Origin of the sequence: Arthrobacter sp. LjRoot78, assembly GCF_964254335.1 — a bacterium.
In the GTDB taxonomy this organism is placed as follows: Bacteria; Actinomycetota; Actinomycetes; order Actinomycetales; family Micrococcaceae; genus Arthrobacter.
In genome coordinates this window covers 419,397-431,508 of record NZ_CAXUTG020000001.1, presented here as the reverse complement: position 1 = coordinate 431,508, position 12,112 = coordinate 419,397, and the positions used below count along the sequence as shown (strand labels likewise).

The window sequence follows — 12,112 nt, the reverse complement described above, 5'->3', positions numbered from 1 at the left end:
ACTTGAACTACTTGTCGCAGCATCCGGACCGCCTGCGAGTCGTGCTGGTTCAGGCACTGCAAAGGAGTGGTTTTGATGAAGGATCATCCAGCCTCCCGGCCTCCCTTCCCCCGTGACCGGCGCCGCTTGATCTCGTGGCTGAACGCCGCCGCCGAAAAAGTGCGAACGGCAACCGTGCCGTTCAAGATCGGGGACGTGGTCCTAGGCGACGACCCGTTCAACGGCCGCCGGCTGGGCGTGGTGACGGTCATCCACGGCTCGTCGCTGGGCCTGCGGACGGCGGCTGACGCCCACCCCGACCTGGTGCCCGAGGTGGTCTACTACGACTATCGGCAGGTCAGGACGCCGGACTAGCGGGCCGCCCGGCGCTAAAATCAGTCATGGTTCCACTGAGCAATCTGCTGACTTTTGCCCTGGCCGCCGCTGTCCTGATTGCCGTCCCCGGGCCCAGCGTGCTGTTCGTGATCGGACGAAGCCTGGCTCTGGGACGCAAGGGCGGACTGCTGAGTGTCCTGGGAAACGCGCTGGGAATGGTCCCGCAGATCGTTGCGGTGGCGTTCGGTGTGGGTGTTGCCCTGGCGCAGTCCGTCCTGCTCTTCACCATCGTGAAGTTCGCCGGCGCCGCCTACCTCGTGTTCCTCGGCATCCAGGCCATCCGGCACCGGGGAACAAGTACGACGGCGGCCGATCCTTCGCGTGCCGGCGACACTTTCCGGGTCCTCCGGCAAGGATTCGTTGTGGGTGCCACCAACCCGAAATCGCTGGTGTTTTTCGTTGCAGTCCTTCCGCAGTTCGTGGAGTACTCCGCCGGCGGAATCCCGCTGCAGCTGGCCACCCTGGGGGCGGTGTTCCTGCTGATCGCCCTCGTCTCGGACAGCATCTGGGCGCTGGCAGCAGGCACCGCCCGCCAGTGGTTCGCCCGCTCCCCCCGGCGCATCTCCACGCTCAGCACCACAGGAGGAGCAATGATGATCGCCCTGGGAGGAACGCTCGCTTTAACAGGCACAAAGCACTAGTTTCCGTGCCGCCCGCAACTGCGGGCGGCACGGAAACTAGCGAGCCGACCAGCCGCCGTCCATGGTGTAGCTGGCGCCGGTGACCATACCGGCGTCGTTCGAGGCGAGCCAGGCGACCAGCGAGGCGACTTCTTCCGGCTCCACGAGCCGCTTGATGGCGGACTCGGTCAGCATGATCTTCGCCAGCACCTCGGATTCGGGGATGCCGTGGACCTTGGCCTGGTCGGCGATCTGCGACTCCACCAGGGGCGTGCGAACATAGCCGGGGTTGATGCAGTTCGAAGTGACCCCGTGTTCCCCGCCCTCCAGTGCCGTCACTTTACTGAGCCCTTCCAGGCCGTGCTTGGCGGAAACGTACGCGCTCTTGAACGGGGAGGCGCGGATTCCGTGCACCGACGAGAGGTTGATGATCCGGCCGAAGTTGTTCGCATACATGTGCGGCAGCGCCGCCCGGATCAGCAGGAACGGCGCTTCGAGCATGAGGGTGATGATCCGGCGGAAGTCGGCCGGATCGTATTCCTCAATGGGGCTGATGCGCTGGATCCCGGCGTTGTTGACCAGGATGTCGCAGTCCAGGCTGAGGGTTGCCAGGGAATCCACATCCAGCAGGTCCACCGCCCAGGCGGTGCCGCCCACTTCATCGGCAAGTGTCGCAGCGGCGGCCTCGTCGACGTCGGCAATCACCACTTTGGCGCCCCGCGCGGCGAGGGCCCGCACACTGGCAGCGCCGATGCCGCCGGCTCCCCCGGTGACCAGAGCCTTGCGGCCGTTCAGCGTGTTTTCCATAACCAGCCTTCCAGTTCAAAGAATTTTCAACGAGCCAGCCGGCTCCAGCGGGGCTGGAGCCGGCCAAGAAACTCAGGCAGCTCAGCGTGTGGCTGCTACAGGCAGGCCTTCGCGTTCGGCGTCGGCCCGGTCCACGTCCTCCAGGGCGATGCCCTTGGTTTCCTTGAGGCTCAACACTGCCACCGTGGTGATGGCGCACGCCACTACCAGGTAGATGGCGGTGGGCACCCATGATCCGGTGTCCTTGAGCCACTGGGTGGCCAGGAGCGGCGCCAGCGAACCGGCGAAGATCGAGGTGACCTGTGAGCCCAGGGACACCCCGGCGTAGCGCATCCGGGTGGGGAAGAGCTCGGCCATGAGGGCGGGCTGGCCGGCGTACATAAAGGCGTGCAGGCACAGGCCGATCGTCACGGCAGTCACGATGATGACGGGGTTGCGCGTATCGAACATGGGGAAGGCGAAGAACGGCCAGGTGGCTCCCGTGATGGCGCCGACCAGGTAGACGGGCTTGCGGCCCCAGCTGTCCACGAGCCGTCCCACCTGCGGGATGACCAGAAAGTGGATGAGGTGGGCGATCAGCAGCGCCAGCAGGAGCGAGGAAGTGTCGTACTTGTGGACGCTCTTGAGGTACACGATCGCGAAGCTCACCACGAGGTAGTACATGATGTTTTCCGCGAACCGGAGGCCCATGGCCTGCAGGATGCCCTTGGGGTACTTGCGGATGACCTCGCCGACGCCGTAGCTGACAGCCTGTTCCTGCTCCAGCTGCGCCTTCGCTTCGAGGAAGATCGGCGACTCGGAGACGTTGGTGCGGATGTAGTAGCCGACGAACACGATCACGGCGGAGAGCCAGAACGCCACGCGCCAGCCCCAGCTGAGGAAGTCCGCGCTGCTCAGGACGTTGGACATGATGAACAGGACCAGGGTTGCCAGCAGGTTGCCCACGGGAACGGCGGACTGCGGCCAGCTGGACCAGAATCCGCGTGACTTGTTGGGGCTGTGCTCGGCAACCAGAAGCACCGCGCCGCCCCATTCGCCGCCCAGCGCGAAGCCCTGGATGAACCGCAGGAATACCAGGAGTGCCGGTGCGAGGTAGCCGATCTCGGCAAAACCGGGGAGGCAGCCCATCAGGAAGGTGGACACACCGATGATCACGATGGTGAGCTGCAGTGTGGGCTTGCGGCCCAGCTTGTCGCCGATCTGGCCGAAGACGATGCCGCCGAGCGGGCGGGCCACGAAGCCAACGGCGTAGGTGATGAAGGCCTGGATGATGCCGTCCAGCTCATTGCCGGTGGCGGGGAAGAAGTATTTTCCGAACACCAGGGTTGCTGCGGTGGCGTAGAGGAAGAATTCGTACCATTCCACCACGGTGCCAACCATGGATGCTGCGACGATCTTCTTGAGGCCCGCGCCCTTTGGGGCGGAATCGGCCGGTGTTGCCGAGCGTTGTTCTACGCTCATGTTTGTTCTCCTTAGTGTCCACGATGACACGCGCTGTGATCCACAGCACTGAATGGGCTCAGATGAGTATTGCCGCAGAAACTCTGCACTTCAATGGCCAAACCAGCACCCCTTGTGTGCAGAATTGCAGATATGGACACTAATCCCGATGACCTTCTGGTCCTGCTGGCCGTCTCCCGCTCAGCCAAATTCACGACGGCGGCGCAGGCCTTGGGACTGAACCACACCACCGTTTCGCGCCGGATAGCGGCGCTGGAGAAAACACTGGGCGGCCGTGTCCTCTCCCGCGCGGCCGGCGCCTGGGAGCTCACTGAACTCGGCGCGGAGGCCGTGCTGGTGGCCGAGCAGGTTGAACAGGCCGTGCGCAGCCTGGGCCAGCCCGGCAAAGCACCGGACCCCATCACAGGTGTTGTCCGCATGACCGCCACTGACGGCTTCAGCGCCTACATCGCCGCCCCGGCGGTGGCGGGGCTGCGCCGCCAGCACCCCGGGCTCAGCGTGGAGATCGTGACCGTCACCCGGCGGGCCCTGCAGCAGCGCTCCGGACTCGACATCGAGGTGGTGGTGGGCGAGCCCCAGGTGCACCGTGCCGAGGCCTTCAAACTGGGCGAATATGTGCTGGGAATGTACGCTTCCCGGGCGTACCTGGCCGAAAACGGAACCCCGGCAACAGTGGAGGAGCTAACCGAACATCCGCTCGTCTATTTCGTGGACTCGATGCTCCAGGTGGATGACCTCGATGCCCCGCGCCGGCTCGTCCCCGCCATGAAGGACGGCCTGAGCTCCACTAACGTTTTCGTCCACGTGGAGGCGACCCGGGCCGGCGCAGGCATCGGCTTCCTGCCCTGCTTCATGGGAGACCTCCACCAGGACCTGGTCCGGCTGCTCCCGGAGGCATTCTCCGAGCGGCTCCCTTACTGGATGGTGCTGCGTCCCGATTCCATGCGGCGGCCGGCGGTGGCCGCCGTCGTGCAGGCACTCCGGGACCAGACAGTAGAGCACCGGGAGGCCTTGCTGGGCAGGCGCTGAGCACTATGTTCGGGCCCCCACACAGCGTAGTGTCAAAAGTAGGAGATGTCGGAGAGCCTTCGCTGGTGTGAGTGCGTCGAATCTGTCTATATCCACCATCGTGGTTGCGGGCGATCAAGAGTCCGCGACCTGCGCCCAGCCCCAAGAGGCCCGGCTTTCAAGGATCGAGGCCGCCATGGCTCCCGAGACAGACGACGCACCCACAGCTGAGCAACTCCAGGACCTGCTGTTGGACAGCCCGGGGTTCACGGAATTCCTCCTCGGCCTGACCACCATCTCCGCCTCCCGGCTGGGCGGGCGCGATCCGATGCTGTGTGCCATCACGGTTGAGCGCAACGGCAGCCCGGCAACGGTGGCCAGCAGTGACGAAGAGGCGCTGCGGATGGATGAGAAGCAGTATGCCTTCGACGACGGTCCTTGCCTGACGGCCCTCCGGGAACAGCACACGGTGCTGGTGCCGGATCTGCTGAATGACAGCCGGTGGGAACGTTATGCGCAAGCCGTCTCGGGAGAGGGCATCCGGTCAGTCCTCGCCGTTCCGATCCGCACCGACCTCGGCGCCGCTGCTGCGCTGAACTGCTATGCCCGAAGCACCGACGCATTCGACGCCGCCACGATCGCCTCCGTCGAGGAGCACACTGACTCGATCTCCCGGATCCTCCGACTCGCGCTGCGTGTCCATCCGGCGGAGATCTATCCCGAGCACCTCCGCTCAGCCCTCAAATCGCGGGCTGTCATTGACGCCGCAGTGTCCCTGGTCATGCTGCAGAACCGTTGCAGCCGGGACCAGGCCATGGAGCTCCTGCACCTGGCGGCACGGGCCAGCGACAACAAGCTTCACACCATCGCCGCGGACATCCTGTCCGGGGCCGAACTTCCCGGCGCCGAACTTCCCGACGGCAAGGGCTGACCGCGACAAGGGAGGAATGAAGGAAGCCCCTGCGCGAGTCAGTGGACTCAAGCGCGGGGGCTTCCTGCCCTCCGGTCTTGGGGGAAAGCGGAGAGCTTCCACAAACTTACAGCGAGTACAGGGCCCGGATGGCGAAAAAGGGCACAAAAGCCGATTCTTGAGTCAACTTTGCGGCTGCCGGGGCTTTTGTTGCACCGGCCTTGCGCCTACGTTGCGTGGCAGCTATATAGGTGGGGGCTATGCAGCCGACGAGCCGGGTGCCGGCGGTGCAGGGTCATGACGGACGGCTGCGCCGGCTGCAAAGGCACGCACTTTGGCGTCATCCCAGATATGGGCCGGGACGCCGCCGCCCAGGAGCCTGCGGGCCAGTTGGGGGTCGTCGTCGAACGGCTGGTCACTGCCGGCCATCACCATGTTGCCGTAGCGCCTGCCCTTGAGCATGGCGGGGTCGGCGATGATCAGGGTGTGTTCGAAGACCGCCGCGATGGTGGCGGCGTCCTCACGTGCATTCTTCAGGTCCGGAGCGTCGCCGGAATTCACCACGTAGATCCCGCCGGGAGCCAGCACGCGTTGGGCGTGCCCGTTGAACTCGGCAGTGGTCAGCGGCCGGGGGGTCAGGGCACCGGCAAACACATCGCGGATGATCACGTCGCGGGTCTCGGGCGTCAGCGACTCCGTCACCTCACGCGCTTCGCCCACGCGCAGCCGCAGCAACGGGGCCTTGGGCAGGTCGAACCAGCCTCGGACGTACTCGGCAAGCTTCCCGTCCAGCTCCACCACCACCTGGCGGGCTTCCGGGTACGCAGCGTGGAAGTAGCGCGCCAGCGAGCACGCACCGCCGCCCAGGTGGAGGGCGCGCAGTTTGGGCCTGGCCTCCCGGGGCCACCGCGATTCCACCAGCGCGGCCATCCACCGCATGTACTCGAAATCGAGGAAGAGCGGGTCCGCCAGGTCGATGTGCGAGCTCATGACGCCGTTGATCCGCAGGAGCCAGCCGTTCGAGTTGTCCTGGTCCGCGATCAGCTCGCAGTCCCCGGTGTCGATGTAGTACACGCCCTCAACCGGCCCGTCAGGGCGGGTTCCCTTCGGCACTTCCACGACTCCCGGCGTCGAACGTTCAGCGTTCCTGCCGGCAGACCGGCCCTTACGTGCCATCTAGCCGGCCACCGTGTTGCTCATGCCTCAACCCTAGTTGACCGGCGCATCTCCGCCGACGCCCGCGGCGCCCCGGCCGTAGCCTCGGCGCAGGGCGGACTGAAGCGGAAAGCCATACGGTTGCTCATTGTGCGATCGCCGGTAGCGTTAATTCCGAACCAAACACGCTGGCCGGCCCGACCGGTACGTCGGCCGGTGCTTCCAGCCATTCGGAAGGCGGACGGGCATGCGGATCGTCATCACTGGCGCCAGCGGAAATGTGGGCACGGCCCTGCTGCGGCGCCTCCAGCGGGAGCGCTCGGCACGCCCCGGCACCGAACGGCCGGGCACGCTGGAACTTGTGGGAATCGGACGGCGCACGCCGGACCACACGGTGGCGCCGTACGCCGGCGTGGAATGGCACTCGCTGGACATAGCGGACGACGACGGCGGGCCGCTGCGCGCGGCGCTCTCCGGGGCGGATGCGGTGGTGCACCTCGCGTGGATCCTCCAGCCGAACCGCGACGAGGCGGTCCTGCACCGAACGAACGTGACAGGGACGGCCAACGTCCTCCGCGCCGCCAGAGAAGCCGGGGTGGGGCATGTGGTGTGCGCGTCCTCGATGGGGGCGTACAGCCGTTCCGGCAAGGAAACGCGGCGGGCCGAGGACTGGCCGGTCACCGGCATCCAGGAATCCCACTACAGCCGGCACAAGGCCGAACAGGAAGCCCTGCTGGACCGCTTTGCGGCAGAGAACCCGGGTACTACCGTCTCCATGCTGCGTCCGGCGCTCTCCTTCCAGGCTGAGGCAGGCAGCCAGATCGGCCGGTACTTCCTCGGCCGCCTCATCCCCCGGCTGCTGCCGCGGAATCCCAGCCTGCCGATCGTTCCGCTGCCCCGCGGGCTGGCCTTCCAGGCAGTTCACGCCGACGACCTCGCTGACGCGTACTGGCGCGTTCTCGACCGCCGCGCCGTCGGCGCATTCAACATTGCCGCCGAGCCTGTCATTACGCCGGTGGAACTCGCGCGGATTTTCCATGCGAGGCGGTGGCTGCCCATTCCGTTCCCACTGATCCGCGCGGCCGTGGACCTGAGCTGGCGGCTACATCTGCAGCCAACGGATGCCGGCTGGATTGCGATGGCTGAAGGCGCGCCCGTGATGGACACAACCCGCGCCCGCCAGGTGCTCGGGTGGGAGCCGCGCACCTCCTCGGTGGACGCCATCCGCGAGCTGATCGAAGGCCTGACGGGCGGACGCGGGATGGCGGGCTCTCCCCTGCTGCACCCCCGCAGCTGATCCGCGGAGGCGGCTGGACGGCTAATGCACCGGAAGATCCAGTCTCGGAAAAACTAATACACCAAGGGTACTTACTATCTGATAGTAATCATGCTTACTATTTAACGGCCAGTTCTTACTGGTTCTTGATCAGCAGCCGACCTTCTTGGAAAGAGAGCGCGAAGATGTCAGAGAACCGATGGCCGCAGGACGGTAGCTACGGCACCCCTGGGGTTGCAGAGCAAACCGCTTACCCGGTGACTCCGGAAACCGACGACGCCTACCCGGCAACTTCGGTAAACGACGCCGCCTACCCGGCGGCTCCCATAACCCAAGGCACGCCGTCGAAGACGGAGACGGCCAAACACGAGGCCGGGGACCTAGCCCACCAGGCAACCGATTCCGCCCAGCACGTGGCGGAAACCGCCAAAGCCGAGGCAGCCAACGTCGCCGGCGAGGTCAAGGCAAACGCCAAGGATCTGCTCTACCAGGCCAAGACGGACCTCACGGACCAGGCTGGCGCGCAGCAGCAAAAGGTAGCGCACGGCCTCCACTCAATTTCCGGGGAACTCCGCACCATGGCTGACGCGTCCGAACAGCCCGGCGTGGCCACGGACCTCATCCGGCAGGCTGCGGACCGGTCCGCCTCCGTGGCGTCATGGCTGGAAGGCCGCGACCCCGGCTCACTGCTGAACGAGGTGAAGACTTTCGCCCGGCAGCGGCCGGGCACGTTCCTGATGCTGGCGGCCGGAGCTGGCATCCTGGCTGGCCGGCTGACACGCAGCCTCAGTGCGGGCGCACCCGAATCGACGGACGCCTCAGCCGGCGGCCGTAGCACTACCGCACCCATTTCCAGCGTGCCCGGCTACGTTCCGGACACCGGGACAGCGGTTCCCCCGCCGCCGGTGCAGATGCCGGCCCCGAACGCCACCACCGCGGGCATGGCCGGCGCAGGAGTGGCTGGAGCAGGCACAGGTGCCTACGCCGACAGTGCTTATGCCGACACCGATTATGGCGACAGCGCCTACGCTGACAGCCCCCAGACCGGAGCCGAAGGCTATCCGGCGGACACCTACCCGCCCAACCCGCTGGCGGACCAAGGAATGCACCGGGACCAAACGCAGCAGGATCAGTGGGCCGCAGATCCGCTGGCGAAGGATCCGCTGGCCGCCGACCCCCTGGCCGACGATCCGTCCCGTGGGGACGCCCTGCGCGATGACCCCTGGCGCGGAGGGCAGCGATGAGCAGCCAGTATCCCGAAACACCTTCCACGGCCGCGCATGCCAAGGCTGACAACACCTCCCTCGGTGACCTGCTGGGCGACGTGACGCGGGACCTCTCCACGCTGATGCGCCAGGAGGTGGACCTCGCCAAGGCCGAACTGAAGCAGTCCGCTTCCCGCGCCGGGAAAGGCGGCGGGATGCTCGCCGGGGCCGGCGTGGCCGGCCACTTCGTCCTCCTGTTCCTGTCCCTGGCCATCTGGTGGGCACTGGGAACGGTCATGGGACTCGGCTGGTCCGCCGTCGTCCTCGCCGTTCTCTGGGGCATCATCGCCGCCGTCCTGGCGTCCGTTGGCCGCAAGCAGCTCAACGCGATCAAGGGCATGCCGCAGACGGCGGAGACGCTCCAGGAAATACCCCCCACCCTCAAACCCAGCCACTAGACCCAGGTACAAGAGAGCTCGAGGTACACACGATGAGTGAAAACCCGGACGCCATCCGCGCCGACATCGAAGCAACGCGCGCGCGGCTCGGCACCAACGTCGACGCCGTGGCTGACAAAGTTACCCCGTCGAATATCGTCCACCGCCAGACGGACAAAGTGAAGGACGCCGTGTTCGGCGTGAAGGAGAAAGTCATGGGAGCAACGGATCACACCACTGACCGGGTGCATTCGGGCGCCAGCGGCGCCGGAGCCCACATGTCGGACGCCGGCGCGGCCATCGGGGACACTCCCCGCCAGGTCCGTGCCAAGACGCAGGGCAATCCGCTGGCAGCCGGGCTGATCGCCTTCGGCGCGGGAATGCTGCTCTCGTCGCTGATCCCGGCAAGTGAGAAGGAGCGCGAGGCCGCCGACGCGCTCAAGACCAAGGCCGAGCCGCTCACCACGGAGCTGACTGAAGCCGCCAAGGAAGTCGCTGAAGGCCTGAAGGCACCCGCGCAGGAAGCCATGGAAAACGTCAAGGCTACTGCCGCCCAAGCCACCGACCATGTCAAGGCCGAGGGCCAAGGCGCCGTCGACGACGTCAAGTACCGCGCCGCGGACGCCAAGGACAACGTCCAGCAGGTGTAGCCCGACCGGGAAGACGGCCGGTTGCCCTCGCTGATGCGCTGGGCAGCCGGCCGCTGCGCTTAACCACGAAAGAAGATTCCAATGGCCAAGAACTTCACCCAGGCGGAAACTGGCTCCATGGACGACGCCGAGACCGCTGAGAGCAGCACCGCCAAGGCCCGCACGGCGCCCGCGCCGGATGATTCCCGTAAGCCCGACAGCCCCGGCGACGTCACCAAGCCCTCTTGGAAGTACATCGCGAAGAAGACGCTGCGGGAGTTCACGAAGGACCAGTGCCCGGACCTCGCTGCGGCCCTCACCTACTACTCCGTGCTTTCAATCTTCCCGGCGCTGTTGGCGCTGGTGTCCCTCCTCGGTATTTTCGGAGACGCCCAGAAGACCACCGCCGCACTGCTCGACATCGTCCAGGGCATCGCTCCGGGCGAGACCGTAAACACGATGCGCCCGGTGGTTGAAGACCTGGCAAGCTCCTCGGCTGCCGGCCTCACCCTGATCATCGGTATCCTGACGGCCCTGTGGTCCGCGTCCGGCTATGTGGGGGCCTTTGGGCGGGCCATGAACCGGGTGTACGAGATCGATGAGGGCCGGCCGTTCCTCAAGCTCCGTGGCACCATGCTCGGCGTCACTCTCGTCAATTTGCTGATCGTCGTCGTATTGGCCGCGATGCTCGTGCTCAGCGGGCCGGTGGCGGAGTCCGTCGGGAACGTCATCGGCCTGGGCGGAGCGTTCCTGGCTGTCTGGAACATCGCCAAGTGGCCGGTGATGCTGGTGCTGGTCATCGCGGCGATCGCCATCCTTTACTACGCCACCCCAAACGTCAAACAGCCGAAATTCCGCTGGATGAGCATGGGATCCGCCATCGCTGTTGTGGTGTTCCTGCTGGCTTCCCTGGCGTTCGGCTTCTACGTGGCCAACTTCAACAGCTACAACAAGACCTACGGCGCAATCGGTGGAGTCATCATCGCATTGCTCTGGCTGTGGATCCTGAACATGTCCCTGCTGTTCGGCGCCGAGTTCGACGCCGAGATGGAACGCGGCCGCCAGCTGCAGGCCGGTATTGAAGCCGAGGAAACGATCCAGCTGCCGCCCCGGGACACCAAGCAAAGCGACAAACTTCAGCTCCGGGAAGAAGAGGACATCCGGCGCGGACGCGACCTGCGCGAACGCCATGAGCGCAAACGCCGGGACGACGAACGGGACCAAAGCCCCTAGCGCGGACGGGCACTCCCGACTCTACTGGGTGGACATTGCGCCGCCATCGCCTATGGAGGGGAGGGCCCATGCCGACGGCCTCACCGAGGAACGCGCCGAATCCGGACGGACCGGTCGCGGTGGGCTACGACGGGTCCGAACCGGCACAGCTTGCCGTCCGCTGGGCCGCCGGATATGCCGCCGCCACCAACCGAAAACTGAAGGTAATCCATGCGTGGGTATGGCCCGTCTTCACCAAAAACCTTGGTCCCGTAAAAGGCGTTGAGGGCAGCGGGCTCCGGCACGCCGCCGAAGCCACCCTCCAGGAAGGCCTGGACCTCGCCCGCTCGGTGGCTGACAAGGTGGCTTCCGAAGTGGCAGCCGGGCGGGAGGGCACCGAAGGCGTGGCGCACCACCTGGAGATCGACGGCGTCATCGAGCCGGGGCTTCCCGGCCAGGTTCTCCGCGCTGCGGCGGACGGCGCGAGTGTCCTCGCCGTGGGCCACCGCGGCATGGGCCGCTTCCTGGGGCAGCTGGTGGGTTCCGCCTGCCTCGACCTTGCCGTCCACTCATCGTGCCCCCTGATGGTGGTCCGCTACCCGAACCGTCTCGGCCAGCCCGTCGCGGCCGGGATAGACGAAAAACCCCGGCGTGAGCAGGTGGTGGCGGAGGCGGCCCGGCTGGCTGCCGCCTTCAACGTGCCCCTTCAGTTGATCCATGTGGCCGGGGATCAGCACCACGCAGCGCACGGGCGGCACGCGCCGCTGCATGGCAAGGAACTCCTGGACCAGGCGGTAGAACTCGCAAGGAGCCTCGCCCCCGACGTTCCCGTGGAGGGCATCCTGCTGGAGACCCACCCCGTTCCCAAGGAACTCCTGACCGCCGCGGCGCAGGCCGACGTCCTGGTCCTGGGCGCCCATCACCGGGAAGGCCATCCGGGGAGCACCGTGTCCTCGGCCTTGGAGCGGGCGCTGTGCAACCTGCTGATCACGCGGTAAAAACCGTGCCGGAATAGCA

General features: G+C 66.2%; 13 protein-coding genes. 10 read left to right on the top strand and 3 right to left on the bottom strand.

Annotated features, from left to right (window positions below; translation table 11 throughout):
- Nucleotides 1-75 precede the first annotated feature (75 nt).
- Nucleotides 76-354: a hypothetical protein gene (locus tag ACSQ1X_RS02085; RefSeq protein ID WP_055801414.1), complete on the top strand. Its 279-nt coding sequence runs from the start codon at nt 76-78 to the stop codon at nt 352-354.
- A gap of 26 nt (nt 355-380) precedes the next feature.
- On the top strand, nt 381-1,016 hold the full coding sequence (locus ACSQ1X_RS02080) for a LysE family translocator (RefSeq protein WP_055801416.1): 636 nt from the start codon (nt 381-383) through the stop codon (nt 1,014-1,016).
- Between the two features lie 36 nt (nt 1,017-1,052).
- Here the strand turns inward: ACSQ1X_RS02080 and ACSQ1X_RS02075 are convergent, their stop codons facing one another.
- Together ACSQ1X_RS02075 and ACSQ1X_RS02070 are read right to left on the bottom strand one after the other, a co-directional pair.
- Nucleotides 1,053-1,802 (bottom strand): 3-hydroxybutyrate dehydrogenase, encoded by a 750-nt coding sequence (locus ACSQ1X_RS02075; RefSeq protein ID WP_055801419.1) that lies wholly within the window; start codon nt 1,800-1,802, stop codon nt 1,053-1,055.
- A gap of 81 nt (nt 1,803-1,883) precedes the next feature.
- Nucleotides 1,884-3,263: an MFS transporter gene (locus tag ACSQ1X_RS02070; protein ID WP_055801420.1), complete on the bottom strand. Its 1,380-nt coding sequence runs from the start codon at nt 3,261-3,263 to the stop codon at nt 1,884-1,886.
- Between the two features lie 132 nt (nt 3,264-3,395).
- Between ACSQ1X_RS02070 and ACSQ1X_RS02065 the strand changes: the two genes are divergently transcribed.
- Entirely contained in the window at nt 3,396-4,292 is an 897-nt protein-coding gene (locus tag ACSQ1X_RS02065) for a LysR family transcriptional regulator (protein WP_055801421.1), read from the top strand.
- 175 nt (nt 4,293-4,467) lie between these two features.
- Entirely contained in the window at nt 4,468-5,202 is a 735-nt protein-coding gene (locus tag ACSQ1X_RS02060; protein WP_436056469.1) for a GAF and ANTAR domain-containing protein, read from the top strand.
- A gap of 237 nt (nt 5,203-5,439) precedes the next feature.
- Here the strand turns inward: ACSQ1X_RS02060 and ACSQ1X_RS02055 are convergent, their stop codons facing one another.
- On the bottom strand, nt 5,440-6,357 hold the full coding sequence (locus ACSQ1X_RS02055) for a spermidine synthase (protein WP_055801427.1): 918 nt from the start codon (nt 6,355-6,357) through the stop codon (nt 5,440-5,442).
- 226 nt (nt 6,358-6,583) lie between these two features.
- Between ACSQ1X_RS02055 and ACSQ1X_RS02050 the strand changes: the two genes are divergently transcribed.
- The 6 genes from ACSQ1X_RS02050 to ACSQ1X_RS02025 all read left to right on the top strand — a co-directional run bounded on the left by ACSQ1X_RS02050 (nt 6,584) and on the right by ACSQ1X_RS02025 (nt 12,093).
- Nucleotides 6,584-7,633, top strand: a complete 1,050-nt coding sequence (locus tag ACSQ1X_RS02050; RefSeq protein ID WP_436056468.1) for an NAD-dependent epimerase/dehydratase family protein — start codon at nt 6,584-6,586, stop codon at nt 7,631-7,633.
- A 164-nt stretch (nt 7,634-7,797) separates the two neighbouring features.
- Nucleotides 7,798-8,856, top strand: a complete 1,059-nt coding sequence (locus tag ACSQ1X_RS02045) for a hypothetical protein (protein WP_436056467.1) — start codon at nt 7,798-7,800, stop codon at nt 8,854-8,856.
- Nucleotides 8,853-9,275 (top strand): phage holin family protein, encoded by a 423-nt coding sequence (locus ACSQ1X_RS02040; protein WP_055801436.1) that lies wholly within the window; start codon nt 8,853-8,855, stop codon nt 9,273-9,275. The genes ACSQ1X_RS02045 and ACSQ1X_RS02040 overlap by 4 nt, the downstream gene beginning before the upstream one ends.
- Before the next feature lie 32 nt (nt 9,276-9,307).
- Nucleotides 9,308-9,904 carry a DUF3618 domain-containing protein gene (locus ACSQ1X_RS02035; protein ID WP_436056466.1) on the top strand — a complete coding sequence of 199 codons (597 nt, stop codon included), beginning with the start codon at nt 9,308-9,310 and terminating at the stop codon, nt 9,902-9,904.
- An 81-nt stretch (nt 9,905-9,985) separates the two neighbouring features.
- On the top strand, nt 9,986-11,116 hold the full coding sequence (locus ACSQ1X_RS02030) for a YihY/virulence factor BrkB family protein (RefSeq protein ID WP_436056465.1): 1,131 nt from the start codon (nt 9,986-9,988) through the stop codon (nt 11,114-11,116).
- Between the two features lie 68 nt (nt 11,117-11,184).
- Nucleotides 11,185-12,093, top strand: a complete 909-nt coding sequence (locus ACSQ1X_RS02025; protein ID WP_436056464.1) for a universal stress protein — start codon at nt 11,185-11,187, stop codon at nt 12,091-12,093.
- Nucleotides 12,094-12,112 lie beyond the last annotated feature (19 nt).